This is a genomic window from Nocardia sp. NPDC052566, assembly GCF_044547285.1.
GTDB lineage: Bacteria > Actinomycetota > Actinomycetes > Mycobacteriales > Mycobacteriaceae > Nocardia.
On record NZ_JBIUAF010000002.1, the window covers coordinates 1,016,055 to 1,037,286 of the forward strand.

24 protein-coding genes and 1 pseudogene are annotated in these 21,232 nt (G+C 66.1%); 9 read left to right on the forward strand and 16 right to left on the reverse strand.

Annotated elements, in window-relative coordinates; translation table 11 throughout:
• Positions 1–45: 45 nt before the first annotated feature.
• Positions 46–510 (forward strand): annotated as a pseudogene (locus ACIG5A_RS11615) (transcriptional regulator); the annotation flags it as partial.
• 17 nt (positions 511–527) lie between these two features.
• On the opposite strand, the gene ACIG5A_RS11620 reads toward ACIG5A_RS11615, so the two are convergent.
• Together ACIG5A_RS11620 and rpsT are read right to left on the reverse strand one after the other, a co-directional pair.
• Entirely contained in the window at positions 528–791 is a 264-nt protein-coding gene (locus ACIG5A_RS11620) for a hypothetical protein (RefSeq protein ID WP_397240102.1), read from the reverse strand.
• 161 nt (positions 792–952) lie between these two features.
• On the reverse strand, positions 953–1,213 hold the full coding sequence (gene rpsT, locus ACIG5A_RS11625) for a 30S ribosomal protein S20 (RefSeq protein WP_397240103.1): 261 nt from the start codon (positions 1,211–1,213) through the stop codon (positions 953–955).
• A gap of 422 nt (positions 1,214–1,635) precedes the next feature.
• Between rpsT and ACIG5A_RS11630 the strand changes: the two genes are divergently transcribed.
• The 4 genes from ACIG5A_RS11630 (at position 1,636) to ACIG5A_RS11645 (ending at position 6,067) form a co-directional block, all read left to right on the forward strand.
• Complete coding sequence (locus ACIG5A_RS11630; RefSeq protein ID WP_397240602.1) at positions 1,636–3,207, forward strand: circularly permuted type 2 ATP-grasp protein; 1,572 nt, start codon at positions 1,636–1,638, stop codon at positions 3,205–3,207.
• The gene (locus ACIG5A_RS11635) at positions 3,207–4,181 is read left to right on the forward strand and encodes an alpha-E domain-containing protein (RefSeq protein WP_397240104.1); all 975 of its coding nucleotides are present in this window, start codon (positions 3,207–3,209) and stop codon (positions 4,179–4,181) included. Before ACIG5A_RS11630 ends, ACIG5A_RS11635 begins: the two co-directional genes overlap by 1 nt.
• Positions 4,178–5,020: a transglutaminase domain-containing protein gene (locus tag ACIG5A_RS11640; RefSeq protein ID WP_397240105.1), complete on the forward strand. Its 843-nt coding sequence runs from the start codon at positions 4,178–4,180 to the stop codon at positions 5,018–5,020. Before ACIG5A_RS11635 ends, ACIG5A_RS11640 begins: the two co-directional genes overlap by 4 nt.
• A gap of 258 nt (positions 5,021–5,278) precedes the next feature.
• A complete protein-coding gene (locus tag ACIG5A_RS11645; protein WP_397240106.1) occupies positions 5,279–6,067 on the forward strand; it encodes an aquaporin in 789 nt (262 codons plus the stop codon).
• 18 nt (positions 6,068–6,085) lie between these two features.
• On the opposite strand, the gene ACIG5A_RS11650 is transcribed toward ACIG5A_RS11645, so the two are convergent.
• The gene (locus ACIG5A_RS11650) at positions 6,086–6,637 is read right to left on the reverse strand and encodes a type II toxin-antitoxin system PemK/MazF family toxin (protein ID WP_397240107.1); all 552 of its coding nucleotides are present in this window, start codon (positions 6,635–6,637) and stop codon (positions 6,086–6,088) included.
• A gap of 174 nt (positions 6,638–6,811) precedes the next feature.
• Here ACIG5A_RS11650 and ACIG5A_RS11655 point away from each other — a divergent pair, with 174 nt between their 5' ends.
• A complete protein-coding gene (locus ACIG5A_RS11655) occupies positions 6,812–7,492 on the forward strand; it encodes an MspA family porin (protein WP_397240108.1) in 681 nt (226 codons plus the stop codon).
• A 66-nt stretch (positions 7,493–7,558) separates the two neighbouring features.
• On the opposite strand, the gene ACIG5A_RS11660 is transcribed toward ACIG5A_RS11655, so the two are convergent.
• The 12 genes from ACIG5A_RS11660 to ACIG5A_RS11715 form a co-directional block, all read right to left on the reverse strand.
• Positions 7,559–8,428: an alpha/beta hydrolase gene (locus tag ACIG5A_RS11660; protein WP_397240109.1), complete on the reverse strand. Its 870-nt coding sequence runs from the start codon at positions 8,426–8,428 to the stop codon at positions 7,559–7,561.
• 2 nt (positions 8,429–8,430) lie between these two features.
• Positions 8,431–9,393 carry an aromatase/cyclase gene (locus ACIG5A_RS11665; protein ID WP_397240110.1) on the reverse strand — a complete coding sequence of 321 codons (963 nt, stop codon included), beginning with the start codon at positions 9,391–9,393 and terminating at the stop codon, positions 8,431–8,433.
• A 24-nt stretch (positions 9,394–9,417) separates the two neighbouring features.
• A complete protein-coding gene (fabG, locus tag ACIG5A_RS11670) occupies positions 9,418–10,203 on the reverse strand; it encodes a 3-oxoacyl-ACP reductase FabG (protein ID WP_397240111.1) in 786 nt (261 codons plus the stop codon).
• Positions 10,200–10,463 (reverse strand): acyl carrier protein, encoded by a 264-nt coding sequence (locus ACIG5A_RS11675; RefSeq protein WP_397240112.1) that lies wholly within the window; start codon positions 10,461–10,463, stop codon positions 10,200–10,202. Before ACIG5A_RS11675 ends, fabG begins: the two co-directional genes overlap by 4 nt.
• A gap of 104 nt (positions 10,464–10,567) precedes the next feature.
• Positions 10,568–11,020, reverse strand: coding sequence for a hypothetical protein (locus tag ACIG5A_RS11680; RefSeq protein WP_397240113.1), 453 nt, complete (start codon positions 11,018–11,020; stop codon positions 10,568–10,570).
• 96 nt (positions 11,021–11,116) lie between these two features.
• Positions 11,117–11,827 (reverse strand): class I SAM-dependent methyltransferase, encoded by a 711-nt coding sequence (locus ACIG5A_RS11685; RefSeq protein ID WP_397240114.1) that lies wholly within the window; start codon positions 11,825–11,827, stop codon positions 11,117–11,119.
• Between the two features lie 100 nt (positions 11,828–11,927).
• Positions 11,928–12,701, reverse strand: a complete 774-nt coding sequence (locus ACIG5A_RS11690; RefSeq protein WP_397240115.1) for a class I SAM-dependent methyltransferase — start codon at positions 12,699–12,701, stop codon at positions 11,928–11,930.
• A gap of 72 nt (positions 12,702–12,773) precedes the next feature.
• Positions 12,774–13,802 (reverse strand): aldo/keto reductase, encoded by a 1,029-nt coding sequence (locus tag ACIG5A_RS11695; RefSeq protein ID WP_397240116.1) that lies wholly within the window; start codon positions 13,800–13,802, stop codon positions 12,774–12,776.
• A gap of 4 nt (positions 13,803–13,806) precedes the next feature.
• Complete coding sequence (locus ACIG5A_RS11700) at positions 13,807–14,058, reverse strand: hypothetical protein (RefSeq protein ID WP_397240117.1); 252 nt, start codon at positions 14,056–14,058, stop codon at positions 13,807–13,809.
• 101 nt (positions 14,059–14,159) lie between these two features.
• A complete protein-coding gene (locus tag ACIG5A_RS11705) occupies positions 14,160–14,738 on the reverse strand; it encodes a dTDP-4-dehydrorhamnose 3,5-epimerase family protein (protein WP_397240118.1) in 579 nt (192 codons plus the stop codon).
• A 2-nt stretch (positions 14,739–14,740) separates the two neighbouring features.
• Complete coding sequence (gene rfbA, locus ACIG5A_RS11710) at positions 14,741–15,613, reverse strand: glucose-1-phosphate thymidylyltransferase RfbA (RefSeq protein WP_397240119.1); 873 nt, start codon at positions 15,611–15,613, stop codon at positions 14,741–14,743.
• Between the two features lie 14 nt (positions 15,614–15,627).
• Positions 15,628–16,833 carry a nucleotide disphospho-sugar-binding domain-containing protein gene (locus ACIG5A_RS11715; RefSeq protein ID WP_397240120.1) on the reverse strand — a complete coding sequence of 402 codons (1,206 nt, stop codon included), beginning with the start codon at positions 16,831–16,833 and terminating at the stop codon, positions 15,628–15,630.
• A 193-nt stretch (positions 16,834–17,026) separates the two neighbouring features.
• Here ACIG5A_RS11715 and ACIG5A_RS11720 point away from each other — a divergent pair, with 193 nt between their 5' ends.
• Positions 17,027–17,962, forward strand: a complete 936-nt coding sequence (locus tag ACIG5A_RS11720; protein ID WP_397240121.1) for an NAD-dependent epimerase/dehydratase family protein — start codon at positions 17,027–17,029, stop codon at positions 17,960–17,962.
• Here the strand turns inward: ACIG5A_RS11720 and ACIG5A_RS11725 are convergent.
• Positions 17,955–18,887, reverse strand: a complete 933-nt coding sequence (locus ACIG5A_RS11725; protein WP_397240123.1) for an NAD-dependent epimerase/dehydratase family protein — start codon at positions 18,885–18,887, stop codon at positions 17,955–17,957. The genes ACIG5A_RS11720 and ACIG5A_RS11725 overlap by 8 nt on opposite strands.
• A 307-nt stretch (positions 18,888–19,194) precedes the next feature.
• Between ACIG5A_RS11725 and ACIG5A_RS11730 the strand changes: the two genes are divergently transcribed.
• Both ACIG5A_RS11730 and ACIG5A_RS11735 read left to right on the forward strand, forming a co-directional pair.
• Positions 19,195–19,974: a cyclase family protein gene (locus tag ACIG5A_RS11730; protein ID WP_397240124.1), complete on the forward strand. Its 780-nt coding sequence runs from the start codon at positions 19,195–19,197 to the stop codon at positions 19,972–19,974.
• Positions 19,971–21,110, forward strand: a complete 1,140-nt coding sequence (locus ACIG5A_RS11735) for an acyltransferase family protein (RefSeq protein ID WP_397240125.1) — start codon at positions 19,971–19,973, stop codon at positions 21,108–21,110. Before ACIG5A_RS11730 ends, ACIG5A_RS11735 begins: the two co-directional genes overlap by 4 nt.
• Positions 21,111–21,232: the final 122 nt, after the last annotated feature.

Sequence of the window (21,232 nt, forward strand, 5' to 3'; positions counted from 1 at the left end):
CACCAAGAGCACCCGTGAGGGCGCTGGCAGGAATCTCCGCCCTTTGGGCGGAGAGGACGTCAAGACATCCTCGCCTGGAATCGGGAGATGGCCAGGTTGATTCTCGACTTCGGCGAATTGCCCGCGCGGCAGCGCAACACCATGTGGCTGTGCCTGATGCATCCGGCGCTGCGCGATTTCTACGGTGACCGCGAGCGGATCATCCGGGAGGGCATCGCCGATCTGCGCGCGGCGTGGGCGGCGCATCCGGACGATCAGGAGCTCGCGGAGATGGTCGACGACTACTGCGCGCGTAGCCGCGAGTTCGCCGGTGCGTGGGCGCAGCACGACGTGAAGGTGCACGGTCGCGGCCGCAAACCGCTCCGGCATCCCGTGGTGGGGCCGCTGGCGGTGAACTACGAGGTGCTGATGCCGATGCAGGATCCCGATCAGCGGCTGATCATCTATCGGGCCGCGGACCCGGATTCCCAGGCGGCGCTGGACCGCCTGGCCGACTCCGACGAGTCGTGATCCGGACCGCGGGCGTCTTACTCCCCGGCTAGGACCGCGCGCAGCACGGCGTCCTCATCGTCGTCCTCGTCGGACTCCTCGTAGCGGCCGTCCCATTCCTCGTAGACCGGGACCTCTTCGTCGCGGGTGACGATCCACTCGAGGGAGTACCCACCGTCATCGTCGATGGGGACCATGACGTTTTCGATCTTCAAGCCGAAGCCGAGGATTTCGGCGGCGCGGATGACGTCCGGCAGATCCTCGGATCGCACCACGGTCTGATTGGCGTACACGGTAACCATGCGCCGCATCGTAACTGGCTCCCATGACAAGTGGGGCGGCGATCCGAAATCCCCCTTACGCTCGAGTAATAGCCAACGCGTACGACAAAAGCCGCCGTGGTCTTCGAGGCCACGGCGGCTGCGTCTAGACGTTGTCGAGGTAGCGGGGGCTACCTAACTATTCAGAGCTTGTTGAGAGCCAGCGACAGCGCCGACTTCTTGTTGGCGGCCTGGTTGGCGTGGATGACGCCCTTCGAGGCGGCCTTGTCCAGCTTGCGGCTGGCGGACTGCAGGAAGGCGGCGGCCTTGTCCTTGTCGCCGGCCGAGAGCGCCTCGCGAACCTTGCGGATCTCGGTGCGCAGCGCGGACTTGACCGACTGGTTGCGCACGCGCGCCGCCTCGTTGGTACGGATCCGCTTCATCTGGGACTTGATGTTGGCCACGCCTATATCCTCTGATTCCTGTTCGCTGAGTGGTCTGTGCTGACGAAAAGTTCGTGAGCATGCGTCGCACCCGGAAATAGGGGTAACGCGATGCCGAAGATCGAGGTTACCAGCACGCGCCCGTCACATGAAATCGGCGCCCGTCCAGCGGCCTTCACCGGCTCGCGATCCAGGTCACAACCGACCGGGCAGTGTGGCGCGCGACCGGAGTGATGCGAGAAATTTACCTGTGACTCACGCGACATCACCGCTGCGTGTTGCACGATTTCTGCATGACTTCCGCGTCGCCGCCGCGCCCGGCCTCCCCGACAGCGCAGGAACGGGCGCGGGCGAACGGGCATCCGCTCAGCAACAGTAAATCGGCCCAGGAGGGACTGTTCGACGGCTATCGGCCCGGCCGGTACGCGCAGGCGTTCGACGAGATGTTCGACGGCACGGACAAGGTCAGGCAGCCGTATAAAGGCATCTACTCCGCGCTGGCCCCGATCGATGTCGCGGACCTGACGGCGCGCTCGGACGCGCTCGACCGCGCGTTCATCGATCAGGGCATCACCTTCTCGCTGTCGGGTAAGGAGCGCCCCTTCCCGCTCGATCTGGTGCCGCGGGTGATCGCGGCGGCGGAGTGGGGCAAGCTCGAGCGCGGTATCAAGCAGCGGATGATTGCGCTGGAACTGTTCCTCGCCGATGTCTACGGCGAGCAGAACATCCTGCGTGAGGAGGTGATTCCGAAGCGGCTGGTCACCTCGTGTGAGCATTTCCACCGGGAGGCCGCTGGGCTGGTGCCGCCGAACGGGGTGCGTATCCACGTCGCGGGCATCGACCTCATCCGCGACGAACGCGGGGATTTCCGGGTGCTGGAAGACAATCTGCGCTCCCCGTCCGGCGTCTCCTATGTAATGGAGAACCGCCGCACGATGGCGCGGGTGTTCCCGGATCTGTTCTCCTCGCACCGGGTACGCGCGGTCGGCGACTACCCGAGTCATCTGTCGGCGGCGCTGCGTGCGTCCGCCGCGCCCAATGCGGCGGACCCGACGGTGGTTGTGCTCACCCCCGGCGTCTACAACTCGGCATACTTCGAGCATTCGCTGCTGGCCAGGCAGATGGGCGTGGAGCTGGTCGAGGGCCGCGATCTGTTCTGCCGCGACAATGTCGTCTACATGCGAACGACGGCGGGCGAACGCCAGGTCGACGTGATCTACCGCCGCATCGACGACACCTTCCTCGATCCGATGCATTTCCGGCCGAATTCGGTGCTCGGCGTCGCCGGACTGCTCAACGCGGCCCGCGCGGGCAATGTGGTGATCTCCAGCGCGGTGGGCAACGGCGTCGGCGACGACAAGCTGATCTACACCTACGTGCCGGCGATCATCGAGTACTACCTCAACGAGAAACCGGTGCTGCCCAACGTCGACACCTACCGCTGCTGGCTCGACGACGAGCGCGAAGAGGTGCTCGACCGGGTCGGCGAGCTGGTGATCAAGCCGGTGGAGGGGTCAGGGGGCTACGGCATCGTCATCGGGCCGGACGCGAGTCCGCGTGAGCTGGAGGTTATTCGGCGCAAGGTGCGGGCGGATCCGCGCGGCTGGGTCGCGCAGCCGGTGGTGCAGTTGTCCACGGTGCCGACGAAGATCGGCGACGAACTGGTGCCGCGCCACGTCGATCTGCGGCCGTTCGCGGTGAACAACGGCGACGACATCTGGGTGCTGCCCGGCGGATTGACCAGGGTGGCACTGCCGGAAGGCTCGCTGGTGGTGAATTCCAGCCAGGGCGGCGGCAGCAAGGACACCTGGGTACTGGCCGGGCGTGCCTCGCCGGCCGAGCGCGAACTGGCGGGCGCGGAGCTGGTGAGCGATCCGCCGCAGGCGCGGTCGCGGGAGGTGGGGCGGGAATTGACCGCGAGCCAGGCGAATCAGCAACAGCAGCAACAGCAGCAAGAGCAGCGGCAAGGTCAGCAGCAACAACAACAGCAGCAACAGGGCCGGGTGATGCGCTGATGCTGGCCCGCAACGCCGAATCGCTGTACTGGATCGGGCGCTACGTGGAGCGGGCCGACGCCACCGCGCGCATCCTGGATGTCGCTGTGCACCAACTGCTCGAGGATGCGACCGTCGACCCCGACCGCACCTCCCGGGTGCTGCTGCGGGTGCTCGGTATCGAACCGCCCGAGGGCGAGCTGGACGTCTGGTCCGTGACCGATCTGGTGGCCTTCAGCCACGAACACGGCGGCTCGATCATCGACTCCATCGCCAAGGCGCGCGAAAATGCCAGGGGCGCACGCGAAGTCACCTCCAGCGAGATGTGGGAGTGCCTCAACGCCACCTACAACGGGCTGGCCGCCGCGGAGCGGGCCGCGCGCGCACTCGGCCCGCACGAGTTCTTCCACTACATCAAGGACCGGGCGGCGATGTTCGCCGGACTGTCGGATTCCACGCTCAGCCGCGACGACGGCTACCGCTTCCTGCTGCTCGGACGCGCCATCGAACGCGTGGACATGACGGTGCGCCTGCTGCTTTCGCGCGCGGGGGATCGCACGTCGTCGCCCGCCTGGGTGACCGTGCTGCGCTCGGCGGGTGCGCACGACACCTATCTGCGCACCCATCGCGGTGCGCTCGACGCCAACCTGGTCGCCGAATTCATCCTGCTCGACCGGCTTTTCCCGCGCTCGGTCTTCCATTCGGTGCGGGTTGCCGAGACCTGCCTCGCCGAATTGGATCAGCAGCCGAGCAGCAGGGTCGGCGCGCGGACCGAGGCGCAGCGGCTGCTCGGCCGGGCCCGTAGCGAACTCGAATTCCTCGCGCCGGGAGCGCTTTTGGAGGACCTGCAGAATCGGTTGCTCTCGTTGCAGCAGACCTGCCGTGAGGTCAGCGAGGCGGTCGCGCTGCAGTATTTCCATGCGGCGCCGTGGGTGGCGTGGACCGATCTGCACAGCGGTAACGGCACCATCGCGCAGGTCGAGGGGGAGGTATGAGCTGGCGGATTCGGGTGGTGCACACCACCGGATATGTCTACGACGCACCGGTCACCCGCTCGTTCAACGAGGCCAGGCTCACCCCGCGCGCCGACAGCAGGCAGAACGTCATCCTCAACCGGGTCGAGACGGTGCCGTCGACCCGTTCCTACCGCTACACCGACTACTGGGGCACCGCGGTCACCGCCTTCGATCTGCATGCGCCGCATACCGAATTGGAGGTCACCGGCTCGTCGGTGGTGGAGACCGAGCCGTTCGCCGGGCCGGGCGAGGCATGCGACTGGGACGAGTTACGCGGTGCGCAGACCGCGGACCGCTTCGACGAAATGCTCGCGCCCACCGCGTATGTGCCGCCGGATCGCAAGCTCGCCGCGATTGCGCGGCAGCAGGCGAAGGGGATGTCGCCCGCGCAAGCCGTTGTCGCGGTATCGCAATGGGTGCACGACGAGATGGACTACCTGGCGGGCACCACCTCCGTGCACACCTCGGCGGTACAGGCCTTCGCCGAACATCAAGGGGTGTGCCAGGACTACGCGCACCTGACGCTGGTGCTGTTGCGCAGCATGGGAATTCCCAGCCGGTACGTCTCGGGCTATCTGCACCCGAATCCGTCGGCCGAGATCGGGGCCACCGTGGCGGGCCAGTCGCACGCCTGGATCGAGGCGTGGACCGGGCTGTGGTGGGGCTACGACCCGACCAACAACATCGCCATCAACGAACAGCACGTATCGGTCGGCGTCGGGCGCGATTACGCCGACGTCCCGCCGCTGAAGGGCATCTTCTCCGGCGGCGGCTCGACCGATCTCGAGGTTGTCGTAGAGATCACCCGCCTGGCGTAGACACACCGCCGAAATCGTTGTGGGAGCCATGCCGGTCGCGTAGCGTTCGCGATGGTCAGCACGTGGTGCGATTGGCCTGTTGCGGACTCGTCGCTAGTACACCTGGATCACCTTTTGTCACCGGGACAACTGATTTCGTAAGCACATGGGTAACTCATCGGGGACGCCCAAAACTCGGCCAGGTACCCCACCGCCGGTCGCCAGCGCGACGATCGCGGCACCGAGTCTGGCCTGAATACTCGGAGAGGCGGGGCAGCTATGTCTCCCACGGCTCAGGAAGTTGTCGAGGAAGCGGGCGAGTTCGCACCCATCCCCGACGGGAAGAAATGGGCGGCCGAGGCGTTCGGCACGTTCGTTCTGGTGATCGGCGGCGTCGGCACCGCGGTGCTGGCCGGTCAGCGGGTCGGCGGGCTCGGCGTGGCGCTGGCGTTCGGGCTCACGCTGATGTTCCTGGTCTACTCGATCGGGCCGATCTCCGGCTGCCACGTCAACCCCGCGGTCACCGTCGGGCAGCTGCTGCTCGGCCGGATCTCGGCGATCACCGCGGCGGGCTATGTCATCGCCCAGCTGATCGGCGGCTTCCTGGCCGGTCTCGTGCTGTTCGCGATCGCGAAGAACCTGCCCTCCTACGATCGCGCGGTCAACGGGCTCGCCGCCAACGGCTGGGGTGCGCACAGCCCGGCGGCCGAGACCGGCCCGCTCGGTCAGGTGGTGATCCAGGACGGGTACGGCCTGGCGGCCACGATCATCGTCGAGATCATGCTGACCGCGCTGCTGGTTTTCGTGGTGCTCGCCTCCACCGATCAGATCTCCGATGTCCCGCTGGCCGGTCTGTCGATCGGCGCTACCCTCGCCGTCATCTACCTGGTCGCGATCCCGGTGGACAACGCCTCGGTCAACCCGGCCCGCAGCCTCGCCGTCGCGCCCTATCAGGACGGCGCGATGGCCCAGGTCTGGGCGTTCGTGGTGTTCCCGCTGGTCGGCGGCGTGCTCGGATCCCTGGTCTACGGGCTGCTTTTCGGGCGCTCCCGCAACATGCTCTCCTGACTTCGGCGCAGGGCGGGCTCAGTGCCAGGCGTATTCGGCGCATAGCCGATGCGCGACGAGGTCGAAGGTCTTGCGCGCCAGGATCGCGCCCTCGCGGCGGATGCCCGCCTCCGGGACGTCGAGCACGCGGTCCAGCCGGACCCAGCTCGGCCTGCCGTCGTGGTCCCACGGGCCGCTGCCGATGCCGATCCAGTCGCGGTCATGGGCGCGTTCGGGATTCGACGAGAGCATCAGGCCGAGCAGTGTCCTGCGGTCGCGCCCGACCACGAGCACCGGGCGGTCTTTGCCGTTGGACGGATCCTCCTCGTAGGGCACCCACGTCCAGACGATCTCGCCGGGATCGGCGCGGCCGTCCAGTTGCGGGGCGTAGACGATCTGCCTGGCCCGCTCGCCGGTCGGGACCGGTGTCGACGCGGTCGGGCGCACCGCGACCCCGGCCGCTTTGCGCTGCGTCAACGTCCCCACCAGCTTCTCGACCAGCCGAGGTCCCTGCTGCCGGACGATCTTGGGACCCTGTTCCTTGGCAATGAGACCTAGCTGCTTGCCGAGTGAGTTCCAGCTTCTCGCCATCTTCGGAGCTTAACCGCGCGAGCCCGCCTTCTCATCTCGCCGCCATCGCGCAGCCGTGCGCGGTGCTGTTCGAAGGTGCGATCGCGCTATGTGCCGCCGGGCGGCGAAATGGCTAGGCTTTTCGGCAAATGCTCTTGCCGCTCAAAGGTTTTCAATTCTCAAGGAGTCATATCCATGTCTCTGTCGATGGATGCCGTGAAGGCAGCCGCTCTCGGCATCGCCGTTACCGGGGCACTCGGCTTGTGCTCGGCCACCACCGCACACGCGGATACCTATGTGCCACTGCCCGGTGGCCAGGTTATCCGGGCGTTATCCGACGGCACTGTCGTAACTGTGCGGCTCGTCGATGAATCCGCCACGATAAGCCCGTCGATGGGCGCCACACCCCTTCATCGAAACGCCTGGGTATCCGGGCGCGTGCTAGTCGAGACCTCGGGTCCGGGCGCGGAATCGGGTGGATTCATTTATCCCGGATACACCGTTGGTTGCCAGGTGAACATCGCGGGCGGCGGTGCGAAAGGCAGTGCCGAGGGCGGCCTCGACTGGAGTGACGGTCAGAACACCAGGCCCACGGCCGGGGCCGCCACGGGCGCGAACCTGTCGCTCGGGCCGGGGCAGTCCCAGTCGTTCTTCATTCTCGACCAGGAGTCTCCCGACCTCTTCGGCAACGAACATCATTACAAGTCCAACCCGTTCCAGGGGAACAGTGGCTCGGTGACCTGGAGCGACTCGACGATCGGTCTCAGCGGCTGCGGCGGCTACGCCCAGGCGCGCACCTTCGCCGCCGTCGAGGTGTTCACCCCGAATGTCACCGCCTGGGTCGTTATCTGGGGCCAACCGTTCAGCATCGGCTGACAGCTGTGGCCGGCATCCCCGGTGGGGATGCCGGCCACAGGAAACCATCGAGCCGGCACCGTGCGGTCAGTTCATATTTCGCCGTGCCAGGCATTCTTCGAAGAAGCCGAGCGACCGCAGGTGATATGACCGCGCGGCCCAGCCGAGGCTGATGTTGTGCCCAGCATCGGGCTGGCGATCGACGAGAACGGCTGGTGCACTTCGAAAAGCGCTACGCAGTTCGCGCACCGACTCGGCGTCGTGCCGCCATATTGCCTCATATTCGGCAAATGTGACGCGAATGGGGACGGCAATTCTCGATGCGACGGCAGCGAATGTCGTTGTCCAGTCGAATGCTTCGGCACGCTCGCCGGGCGGTTCCGGGCCGAGCATGGCCGCGCCGGAGCGAAATGTGCCCGGCGGGTACAGCCGCAACGCGCCCCAGTGCATACGCACTGTATCCGGTTTCGGGGTGCTGGCGAAATGCGCGGCCCACCCCGAGATATCGAGGCCGAGCACCTCGGAGCCTGCTGGATCGGCGGCCATGGTCATCGCCACCGCGCTACCGAAGGAGTGTCCGAGCAGGAAGATCCCCTGTCCCATCTCATGATCCGCGCGGAAGTTCCGCAGTGCGATGGCAATGGTGTGCGCTTGCCGCGAAATCGACTGTCCGCCGGGGAACTCCGGTGTGGATCCGTGGTACCCCGGACGGTCGATCGCCAGCATCGTGTATCCCAGCCGCGCACCGAGAGCCAGTAAAGACACATCGGGGTGCGCGCGGCCGTCGAAGTAGTGCGCACCGGTGCCCGCGCCGTGCAGTGCCACGACCACCGCGCGCGGATTCTCCGCCGCGCACAGCAGTGCCGAGAGAGTGAGTTCGCCTGCGGCCAAATCGATCCGGCGGACTTCGGGGACCGCACCGACGGCGACATCGCTGCCGAAACCGTGGGTAGCCATGATCACTCGGCAGCGTGTGCGCTTGCCCGATCTTCGGCGTACGCCTTGGCGAGCTCGAGGGTGGCACTGCTGTTGGTGCTCAGGGCATTTCGCACATAGTCTCGCGCATCGGCCGTGGTCGCGGTGTCGCCGAGGATCGAGGCGATATTGTCGGTGTTCAACACCACGGTATGTTGCGACGTCGCGCGAACCCCGCCATCGATCGCGGTGAAGGTCCACTCGCCCGTGTGCAGCGCAAGTAATTTCGGCAGGGTGACCTGCTTGTACACGATCCGCTCCCCGGGAAACACCACCCGATACGACATCGTGCGATGGGTCGACCCATCCTTGGCCCTGGTATCCATTTCGAGGGTCTGCACCCCCTGCTCGGTGTGCTCGAATCGGACCGATGCTACGTGGGGGAGCCGTTCGACCCATCGATCCGCTTCGTTCACGAAGTCGTACACATCATCGGCACGTCCACGCACCAGGACCGAATCCTCGAAGGAGAAGGTCGATTCCGTTGCGGCGACGACCGATTCGATATTCGCGCGCAACGCGGCCAGTTCCACCCGGGAATTGCGGTCGACCGCGGCATCGATCCACGCCAAGCTGTCCGGATCATCGTCGACAGCGCGATAGCCGTGCAGCAATCGCACCCTGGACGTGTCCGCCGACTCCGGCTCGATGATCCACTCCCCGCGCATCGCGGCCACCGGAGGCGCCGAAACCTCCTGCTGGAAGCGGATCCGAAACAGGTCGGGGTCCAAGGTGCGCCGCGACACCCAGCTCTTCGGCTCGCCGTTCGCGGTGGCCCAGATCCGGATGCGTTCCTCCCGATCGCCGGTGCTGACCTGGTCGACGTGGATGGTCGGCGGGAATATACGCGGCCAGTTCTCGACCTCCGCGATCAACCGGTAGACGACGGCGGCGGGCGCCGCGATCGTGATCTCATGCTCACATTCGCGCTGATCGGCAGTGGACATGATCACCTCCTTGGTGGATGGATATCAGAAGTTGCCGAGGCCGCCGCAGACATTGAGCGCCTGGGAAGTGATGGAGGCGGCCACATCGGAGACCAGATAGCCGACCAGCCCCGCGACCTCGTCGGGTGTCGAATACCTGCCGAGCGGAATCTTCGACTGGAACCGGGTCAGAATTTCTTCCTCGGTGGTGTCGTACGCGGCGGCGTAGCCCTGCCGAACTCGTTGTGCCATCGGTGTTTCCACATAGCCGGGGCAGACGGCGTTGACCGTGATGCCGGTCGGAGCCAGCTCGTTGCCGAGCGCCTTGGTGAAGCCGACCACTCCGTGTTTCGAGGCCGAATACGGCGCGCCGAGGACGACGCCCTGTTTGCCCGCCGTTGACGCGATATTGACGATCCGCCCCCATGGTTTGTCCCGCATACCGCCGGTGGTCAGCACCTCCCTGGTCATCCGGAATACGCTGTGCAGGTTGGTATCCATGACGTCGAACCACAGTTCATCGGTCACGTCGGCGGTGACACCGCCGCCGCTACGGCCGGCATTGTTCACCAGAATGTCGACAGCGCCGAAGCGGGTAACCGCGGCGGTGACGAATTCGCGCACCGAGGCACTGGATCGGACATCGAGTTCGGTGCCGTCGGCGGGCAGATCCCGTTCCCGCATGGCTTTCACCGTCTGTGTGACGGACTCCGCGGTGCGCGCCCCGATGAACACCCGATGTCCTTGGCGCGCAAGCTGATCCGCAACCGCGAGGCCGATGCCGCTGGTCGCCCCGGTGATGAGTGCGACACGTTCGTTCGTCGTGCTCATGCCGCCCTCCCCGCCGCGATGAGGTTGTTGACGGCGTCGACGAAAGACTGCGGTGTCGTCGAGCCGGTCAGCACCGAATCATCCAGGGAAATCCCGAATTCGCGTTCGATACGACCGCCCGCCTCCAACAGCGCGAGCGAGTCGTAGCCGAGATCCTCGAACTCCCGGCCACTATCGGAGACGAAATCGGCACCGTCGCCGCCGACGGCGGCGAGCATGATGCCTTGGAAGTCCTCCAATGTGAGATGTGTGTCGGCCATGGACGATACCTTTCCTGGAGAACTTGCTCGGACAGCGAATTCCGTTGTCCCGGTGGGCGATGTTGCGTGTGGTTGTGGTTTGCTCACGACGTCGTCACATCCGTTCACTCACAGGCCGGATGGGTCTGACCGGTCCTGGTCGCGATGACCGAGGACTGCACCGTCTTCACCGGTTTGCCATCGGGATCGGTGACGTCGGTGCGGCCGAAGCTGGTGAACCTGTCCCGGTGTTGGCTGGCCGTGTGGTGCACGGTCACGTAGGCGACCAACGTGCCGTCCGGCAGATTCACGTCGTGGGTGAGCGCGTAGGTGAACTGGTTCGGCCCGGCTCGATGCCAGGTACCGGTACCACTCCCGCTGGCCTCGCCGGGGCGGCCGAAGGTCAGGCAGACCTTGCCCGCCCCGGTGAACTGGAAGGTGGCCTCGTGCGGCGGGTCCTGGCCCGCCGTCACTTGGCCCTGCCATGTGCCGATCGGCAAGAACTCGATGGGTGCCGCCTGCGCGGGCACCGCGGTGGCGGCCAGCACCCCGAGGAGCAGCATCAGTGTTCTGGTCATGCCGCTGATCCTGGGCGCACCCGCTCGTGTCGTACTAGAGATCCTCTGAAGACCGTCTGAACTCCACGAGTTGTGGCTCTCGGACCGGCTTATCGGTCAGACGCGATCGGCTTCCAGCACCCAGATCGGCAGTTGCATGCACCGCTCGTCGTCGAGTTCCGGCCGGAAGCCGCTCTCCGCGAAGGATGCCAGCATGGGCTCGGACGCCACGGCCGCCAGGCTACCGAGGCGCAGGGTGTTGATCGACCACGTCGGCGCGGCAAACGTGCTGCGCAACGTGTTCTCGTCGATCGCATACGGTGCAAAGGCCCCGCTGAATTCGCCTTTGGCGAAGGTGAATTGGATGAGGCGCGCCCCTGGCCGTGTCGCTCGTAACAACGCGGCGACATGCTGCTGCCGCTGCTCCGGTGCGAGGCAGTGGAACAGCGCGCTGCTGACGATCGTGTCGAACCGGTCTTCATATCCGGCGAGTTCGGTGGCGTCGGCGACAGCGAACGACACCGCGACTCGCTCGGCCACCGCTCGCGCGCTGGCCTTCTCGATGACCGTCGGCGAGAGGTCCAGCCCGGTCACCCGATATCCGCGGGTCGCCAGAAATATGGCGGAATCGCCTGGCCCGCAACCGATGTCGAGCACCTCGCCCCGAATGCGACCGGCACTCTCGGACCTGACCAGTTCGGGTTGTGGCCGGCCGATCTCCCAGGGCAGCCGTTCCATCGCGGCGGCGCCCGGCATGAGCGTGTGCTCCTGATAGCTCTGTTCGAAATCGACCATCGATGGATAGATCTCTGGAACTGCGTCAGTCATTTTGATCTCCCCTATCGCAGCGCGTGGGTATTTCTAGGCCACTCAGCCTACCGGCAAGCGGAGGGGGAGGCTCCGCTCTGCGATTGTCTTCCCGAAATCCTCAGTCGCCCCACTGCAGGTAGATGACGGGCTGCTCACGGTGCGGGAGCTGCCGCAGCACCATCCGGTCGAGGCCGAAAGTCTCACGGAGAGCGGCGGTTACGCCAGGCCACCTGGGATGCCCGAGTTCGTCGAAGGCGATAATGCTGCCCCTGGCGAGGTGCGGACGGATCGCTTGGAGCAGTTCGCGAGTCGGCTCGTAGAGGTCGAGATCGAAGAAGGCCATCCCGATGACCGTCTCCGGGTTCTCCGCCAGATACCGCGGGACCGTTTCCCGGACGTCCCCCTGAATCACGAAGGTGCGCTGGACATGTGACACCGAGTCGCCTGACTCGTGCGCGGCCAGCACTTCGCGCAGATGGTCTACTTCGTGGTCGGGGACGGCGAATCTGCCGACGGCCGCGCTCGGGCTCACCTGGTCGATGTCGGCGAGGTCAGGAAATCCGGTGAAGGTGTCGAAACCGATGATCCGGCGGAAGGAGTTGTACGGTTCGTACAGGCTGCGCAGTGCGGAAAGAATGGCGAGATGGCGCCCGTGCAGGACGCCGAATTCCATGATCACGCCGGGGATCTCGGTGAGCATGCGGTACAGCGCGTCCATGGTCAGCAGATCGGCGAGCTGATGGCGCCGCAGATACACCGGTAGATTGTCGATCAGATACTGGGGTGGCATGGGCGTCTCTTGCAGCAGCTTGGTGAGCCGCTCACGCACCTCCTTTTCCAGTGGCGACTCGTGCGGCAGATGCCGCGGATTCTTGTACTGGGCCTCGGTCATTCGGGTTCCCTTTTCTCGGTGTACAGCCCGCACCCTGGACAGGGCGGGCGCGCGATGCGGCAGCGATGCGGATCAGGAAATCCATGCTTCGGGAGCGGGTCCGCCCCGGCCCATGGGCGGGAACAAGGCGTCGAGACCGGCGAGCTCCGACACGGACAGGGATACCTCCAGCGCTTCGATCGCGCCGTCGACATGTGCTGTTGTTCGAGGCCCGATGACCGCGGCGGTGACCTCGGAGTGGGAAAGCACCCACGCGAGCCCGACCTGTGCAGGGTCACGGCCGATCTCGTCGCAGAACCGCTCGTACTCCACGATGCTGTCGCGCCGGTCGTTCAATGCGGCGAGTGCACGGCCCTGCGCCGACTTGACCGCGGTCCCCTCGGCCAGCTTGCGGACCGCGCCGCCGAGCAGCCCGCCATGCAGCGGCGACCAGGCGAGCACAGCGATGCCATAGGCCCGCGCCGCGGGGAGTATCTCCGTTTCGGCGAACCGCGTCGTCAGGTTGTATATGCACTGCTCGGAAACCAGTCCTAGGAAGTGACGGTTCCGGGCGGACTCCTGTGCCGCCGCGAGGTTCCAGCCTGCGAAGTTGGAGGAGCCGACGTAACGGACCTTGCCCTGGCTGACCAGCTGTTCCATGGCCTGCCACACCTCTTCCCAGCCGACTGTGCGGTCTATTCGGTGCATTTGGTACAGGTCGATCCAGTCGGTACGCATCCGCCGTAGCGACGCCTCGCACGCGGTGATGATGTGCCGGGCGGACAGGCCCCGGTCGTTGAGCCCCGATCCCATCTCGTTGCCGACTTTGGTGGCCAGCACGACCTCGTCCCGTCGCGCGGGTTTCGCCAGCAGCCAACGCCCGATGACTTCCTCGGTGTAACCCTTGTGTACGCGCCAGCCGTACTGGTTCGCGGTGTCGAAGAGGTTGATGCCGTTGGCCAGTGCGTAGTCCATGAGCCGGTGGGCCTCCGGCTCGTCCACTCGCCCACCGAAGTTCACCGTGCCGAGGGCGAGGCGGCTGACCTTCAGACCGGTACGCCCTAGCTGCGTGTAGAACCGGTCGTGGTCCACCCGCGGTGACCGATCGGCTCGACCTGACATTCGACTACCCCGCGCTTCTGAGTGATTTCTCCAGTGCCCGCCAGGTCCTGCGTTCGGACGCGGACAAACAGCGGCCATTGCGCTGAATTGCCTGGCCGGCGATCTCGCGACGCCGGTGGTTCACCTCGACCATCGACGCATCGATGTGATAACCCCAGCCTATTGCGTAGATACCGGGAGTCAGATGAATCGCGAGCCTGAGGAATGTCCGCAAGGCGCGGCGAAGACCTTCTGATCGCTCAGGGCGGTTGGTCATGATCCCGAATTGTGGAGGTCGAGCCTTGAATCTCAGTTGAGCCGCACTCCAGCGAAATGCCCGGTGCCGCACACGCGACAGGTGTGCGGCACGGTGTCCGGTCATCCGATATCACGACGGGGAGCGTCCAAGTCTCGCAGACGGGGCGCCGCGACGTCCTTGGGTGAACGGAGGAGGTGCAAAGGCTGTCCGTCGCGACCGGTGGCAGGCCACACGATACCGATGTCCGGGTCGAAAGCGTCGACCTCATGGTCGAATTCGGGACTGTATTCCAGTGAGCACAGATAGATGACCGTCGAGTTGTCCGCAAGCGACAGCAACGCATGGCCGAGCCCCTCGGAGAGGAAGACCCAGCGCCGATCCACATCGTCGATGATCACGCTGTCCCACGCGCCGAAGGTCGGCGACCCTGGCCGCAGATCCACGACCACGTCGACGAACGCGCCGCTCGCGCAGGTCACGTATTTTGCCTGCCCGGGCGGATTCTCGGTGTAATGGATGCCGCGCAGCACGCCCGCGGCCGAGGTCGAGCTGTTGATCTGCAGCAAGTCGAGCGGCCGCCCGACCGCCTTCTCGAACTCCGAGGCCTTGAACATCTCGGCGAAGGTGCCGCGCTCGTCGCCGCGCATGGCCGGGGTGAATTCCCACGCCCCCGGTACCGCCAGCTCCCGAATCCGCATATTCACCAATCCCGTCCGCGTTCCAGTAGTTCCAGCAGGTACTGGCCGTATCCCGAGCGCACCAGCGGTTCGGCCAGCCGGCACAGCTGCTCGTCGTCGATGAAGCCCATCCGCCAGGCGACCTCCTCGGGCACGCTGATCTTCAGGCCCTGCCGCTCCTCTATGGTGCGGACATAGTTGGCCGCGTCCAGCAACGAGTCGAAGGTGCCGGTGTCCAGCCATGCGGTGCCGCGAGCGAGCACATCCACCTGTAGCCGGCGCTGTTCCAGATAGGTCCGGTTGATGTCGGTGATCTCGTATTCACCGCGGGCCGAGGGCCGCAGGCCACGCGCGATCTCGACCACGTCGTTGTCGTAGAAGTACAGACCTGGGATGGCGTAGTTGGAGCGGGGCAGCTTGGGCTTCTCCTCGATGGATACGGCCCGGCCGTCGGCGAATTCGATCACGCCGTACGCGGTCGGATCCGACACCCAGTACGCGAACACCGCAGCTCCGTCCAGACTGTGGAATCGGCGCAGCCGGGTACCCAGCTCCGGACCGTGAAAGATGTTGTCGCCCAGCACCAACGCGGTCGAATCGGCACCGATGTGATCGGCGCCGAGAACGAACGCTCGGGCCAACCCGTCCGGCTCCCGCTGGACCTCGTAACCGATGTTCAATCCGTACTGCGAACCGTCACCCAGCAACCGCCGGAACGCTCCGGCATCGTCCGGCGTCGTGATCACCAGAATTTCCCGGATGCCTGCCAACATCAATGTCGACAGCGGGTAGTACACCATCGGCTTGTCGTACACCGGGACGAGCTGCTTGCTCACCCCGCGTGTGATCGGATGCAGCCGCGAACCGGCTCCACCCGCCAGGATTATGCCTTTCACTGCCAGCCTCTCCGTCAGCTCGGGTGCCCGGCGTGCACCCGCGCGCCGACCAGTCGTTCCAGTTGCTCGACCACCTCGAACGGTGTCGGCCGCGCCAGTATGTCGGCACGCAGTTCGCTTGCGGCAGTGCGGAATTCGGTCTCGAACAGCCGCTGCACGGCAGCGTCGATATCGCTGTCGGTGATGTCGGCGCCCGGGAGATTCAGCCCCGCTCCGCTGTCGCGCACCCGGTGGCCGTGGAAGACCTCATCCGGCATATGGGAGATGACCAGTTGCGGCACGCCGTTGACGAGCGCGGTCAGCACACTGCCCGCACCGCCCCCGTCGACGAGCACCGAGCAGGTCGATGCGAGCGCGTGCAGCGGAACCGGGCCGAGGTGGACCACATTGTCCGGTACCTTGTCGAACAGCTTGCGCTGATCATCGGTGACGGCGACGGCGAGTTCGACATCTCGGTGGGCGAGGGCGGCGACCACCCGTGGCGCGAGCACCATGTGGTCGAAGCCGAGGGCGGTCTTCGATGTGCCCCAGGTGATTCCGATCCGAGGCCGCCGCGGTGGCGCCAGCAGCCATGGCTGTAGCACGGTCGGGCCGTTGTAGGGGATGAATCGGATCGGGCTGCGGGTCCGGCCGTCGGCAATCTGCAACCGTGCGGGTGCGGGATCGAGGGTGACCGTGCCATTTACTCCGATTCGCGTCACGCCATAGGGCGCCGCGAGCTCGCCGACGATCTCTTGTTCGAACTCCTCGATGGGCGCGGTGAAGTCGATACTCCACAGGTGCCGGACGGCGGGTATGTCGAGCAACGTGCCGATCAATGGGCCGACCAGTCCGGTAGGTTCGAATACGACCAGATCGGGGCGCCAACGCTCGGCGAAAGCGACCGCGTCGGCGGCCTGCGCTCGGGCTGCGGCCGCCGCGAGCCCGAATCCGATGATCTGCCGCTGCTTGGCCTGCTCGGCGGCGACCGCCGGATCGGCGCTCGGCACCTGTGGTTCGGGTTTCCAAGCGCGCCGGGCGAATTCGGTGCGCAGCACCTCGAAGGAGTCGAAGTCCGGGCCCGCGCCCAGCGCGGGAAGTCCGGCACCGACGATGGCCGGCACCATGTTCGGGTTGCTCACCACCACGACGTCGTGGCCGCGAGCGCGCAACGCCCAGCCCAGCGGCACCATCGGGCGCAGATGGCCGGGGATGTCCCACGTTGCGATCAGGACGCGCATCTTCGTCTCCATCCACAGATTCGCCGCCGGGTTTCGCCGGCCGACGAGAGTCGTGTGCACAGCGTCCAGCGGCGCGCTCGAATATCGCTCCAGCAGCGGTCGGCGAATACGGCAGGGCACATCGAGGGACGCTGGATTCGCGCTCCGGTCGTTCTCGACCCGCGACGGCGAGCATCGTTGTACAGCAACCAGAGTGGAGGATGACTTGTCGCGGACGGCGGTGCTGATCGGCGGCAGCGGATATCTCGGTGGCGGGATCGGCCGGACGCTGGCCGCGCAGGGTTTCGCTGTGGTGCCGGTCGGCCGGGCCGAGTTCGACATCCTGGCCAGGCCGGTCGCGAAACTGACCGAGCTGCTCGCGGGCGCCGATCTCGTGGTCAACGCGGCCGGTGCGTGGTGGCAGGTCGGTGACCAGGAGATGGTGGCGGCGAATGTCGTTCTGGTTCAACGTCTCGTGGACGCGATCGATGCGCTGGTGCGGCAGGTGCCGCTGGTGCACATCGGCTCCGCGTACGAGTACGGGGTCGCACAGGTCGACGGGAGTCACAGCGTGGACGAGTCAACCCCGCCGCAACCGGAATCCGCCTATGGCCGCGCCAAACTCGCCGCCACCGAATGCCTGACCAGGTGGGGCGGTCGAGGCGTGGTGTTGCGCTGCTCGACGGTAGTGGGGGCAGGGGCGCCCCGCACAAGCCTGTTCGGCTCGGTGGCACATCGGCTCGCCGATCTCGCCGCACGCCCGGCCACCGCACCCGTTCTCGAACTGCCGACGCTGCGTGGCACCGTCGATGTGCTCGACCTGCGTGATCTCGCGGCGGCGGTGCTCGCGGCCGATCGCTGGCTGTCGAGCGAGCGCGCGCCCGGCGTCGACATCGTCAACATCGCCTCGGGTAATCCGGTCCGAGTCGACCGTGCCGTGCACCGGTTGATCGAGCTCAGCGCGCTCCCGGTGCGAGTAGTCACCACCGAGGGGACGGAGTCGTCGCGGGCGTCCACCGCCGGAGCGCCGGGGATCCGCATCGAGAAGGCGGCCCGGCGGCTCGGCTGGTCACCGCGTTTCGACCTCGATGACGCGCTGTATGCGCTCTGGCGCTACACAAGTGAAGCCCGAAGCCGGCCGGCTAGATAGGTGATACGAGTGTGCTCCAGTAGTCGCGCAATGCTTGGTCTACGTCGCGGGTGACCCGCCAACCGAGTGCCTGCTCGGCGGTATCGGTGGCCACTTCCAGCCAGCTCGCGTTGGCCCCCAGTGCGCTGGGGGCGGTCGCCGATTCGACGACATCGGCGGGCACCGCGCTGATCGTGACCAGCCGGTCGACCAACTGCCGCACTGAAACCGCTTGCCCGCGACCGATATTCACCACGGTGTGCAGGGGCCGCGACTGCGCCGCGGCGAGTACCGCGTCGCCGAGGTCGCGTACGTCGATGAAATCGCGGTAGGCGGCAAGCGACGACAGTTCGATACGCGCTCGGCCTGCGCGGTGACCTGCGAGTATCGAGCCGACCCTGCCGATCAGGGTGCCGGGGTGCACGCCGGGGCCGATGCTGTTGGTCACGCGTAGTACGACGCCGTCCACCGCGCCATGCGCTATGGCCGCCTGAACCACCATGGTGGCCGCCAATTTCATTCGACCATAAAGAGATTCGGGCTGGGTCGGCGCCGATTCGTCGACCTGACCGGAGGTGGGCAGTGGGCCGTACTCCAGCACGCTGCCCAGGTGCACGTAACGTGTGCGCAGATCGGGGTGGGCTGCCAGCGCGGCGAGCGTGGTTTCGGTGAGGGTGACGAGCGAGTGATACATGCGGCGTTCATCCAGGCCCCAGTACGAACCTGCCGCGTTCACCACCACGGCGGGCCGGTATCGCCGCAGCAGATCGGTCAGCGGTCGAGGGTCGTCGGTGCCGAGGTCGAGCGAGACGTGTTCGGCGCCATTCGGACTCATTGCGCGCGACACCGATATGGTCCGATAGCCGCTGTTTCGCAACGACGCGACAATATGCGTGCCGACGAAACCCGTGCCGCCGAGCACCAGGGCGGTGTCTCGTTCAATCATCGCGACCCTTGAAAAGCCTTCCGCTGTACCGGAATTTCGACCTGTGCCGCTTTCCCCATGAGCACAGTGTCGGACCAGGTATTCGAGAACCACTAGGACGCGGATAGAAGCGGAGGGACGGTGCGACCGCTGACCGAGCAAGCTACCGAACTACGCGCGCGCCCAGTCGGTTCTCCCGAACCTCCAGCGAAGTTCTAGGGCCCCGGACCACCCTCAGTGATGGATCACCGTCCAGGGAGGAAATCTGCACCGTGCCTACGCGGGGCGCGCGGACCTTGCGACGGACCCGAACCGTCTAGGAGCGCGGATGCACATCATCGACCTGTCCATGCCGGTGGACAGCGAACAGTACGAACCCGACCCGGTGGAGCACACCGTGCTCACCCCGGCGGAGGGCGCTCGGCACATGAGCGAGGAAATGGCCGAGCACTTCGGGCTCGGCTTCGACGTGGACGACCTGCCCGACGGCGAGTTCCTTTCGCTGGACCGACTGAGCCTGACCACCCACACAGGCACGCACGTGGACGCCCCGTCGCACTACGGGACGCGGGCGTCCTACCGGGACGGCGGTCCCCGGCACATCGATGAGATGCCGCTGGACTGGTTCCACCGTCCCGGCATCGTGCTCGACCTGACCGACGCGCCGACCGGCGCCGTCGGCAAGGAGGTGCTGGAGCGGGAGTTCGCACGGATCGGCAGGCTGCCCGAGCCGATGGATATCGTGCTGCTGCATACCGGCGCGCAGCGACACCAAGGCACACCGAAGTATTTCACCGACTTCGCCGGGCTGGACGGGGCAGCAACGAACCACCTGTTGGACCTGGGGGTGAAGGTGATCGGTACGGACGCGTTCAGCCTCGACGCACCGTTCACCGACATCATCGCGCGGTACCGGCAGACCAGGGACCGGTCGGTGCTGTGGCCCGCACACTTCGCCGGTCGCGACCGGGAGTACTGCCAGGTGGAGCGGATGGCGAACCTGGAACTCCTGCCGTCGCACGGGTTCACCGTCGTGTGCTTCCCGATCAAAGTGGCGCGGGCCGGGGCGGGTTGGGCCAGAGCCGTTGCGCTGGTGGACGAGCCGTGAACCGGGCCGAGATTCCGGTGCGGCGGATGACACGGCTGCCGTCGTTGACCGGCCTGCGCTGGATCGCCGCGCTGCTGGTGTTCACCACGCACGCTGCGTATCAACCCGGTCTGTTGCCTCCTGGCGGCGCCTCCGAGGTGTTCATGCGCCTGGTGAAGATGGGCGGCTATATCGGAGTCGGCTTCTTCTTCGTGCTCAGCGGATTCGTGCTCACCTGGTCGGCGCGCGAGGACGACAGCGCGAGACGGTTCTGGCGGCGGCGGTTCTTCAAGATCTACCCGAACCATTTCACCGCGTTCCTGCTCGCGGTCGTACTGATGCTGCTGACCGGACGGGAGATCGTCGGCTGGGTGCAGCAACTCCTGTTGGTGCACGCCTGGTGGCCGGACCTCGACGTGGCCTTCGGCGTCAACGACGTCAGCTGGTCGCTGGCGGTGGAGGCGCTGTTCTATCTGTCGTTTCCCGTGCTGATCGTGCTGGTACGCAAGATCAGGCCGGGCTGGCTGTGGTGGTGGGCGGGCGGGATCATGGCCGCGGTCTTGCTGATGCCCGTGATAGCCAAGTTGTTGCCATCGGAGCCGCAGGTGTGGTGGGAACCTGTGCCACAGTACGAGTACTGGTTCGTGTACGTGTTCCCGCCGGTCCGCGCGTTGGACTTCGTGCTCGGCATGGTGATGGCGCGGATTGTCATGGTGGGCAGGTGGCCGAGGGTGCGGGCGCTGTGGGCGGGACTGGCATTCGTCGCCGGGTACGTGGCGGCGTCGTTCCTGCCGACCACGTTCGCGATCGTGGCGGCCACCATCGTGCCGTTGGCGTTCCTCATCCCCGCGGCGGCCACCGCCGACGTCGAGGGCAGGCCCTCGTGGCTCGCCAGCCGCCCGATGGTCTGGTTGGGTGACATCTCGTTCGCGTTCTATCTGTTGCACGAGCTGCTCCTGTACAACATGTACCGGGTCTACGGCACCGAATTTCAACCGACCCTCCCGCAATCGATCGGGCTGTGGGCGCTGGGTCTCGGCGGGACGGTCCTCTTGGCGTGGGGGATGCACAGGCTCGTGGAGCTCCCGATGCAGCGCCGGTTCTCCAGTCCGCGCAAGCGGATCACGCCACGGGAGCCGAGGCCGGCGCCGTCCTGATCGGCTCCTGAAAGTTTCTATGTGCGAACGGCTCCCGAGCTTGGTTAGAGTGTCCGAGAGAGCTGGCAAGGAGTTAATCGGAGACGTATTCGCTTTCGTATCAAGGACATTGGAGAACTGTG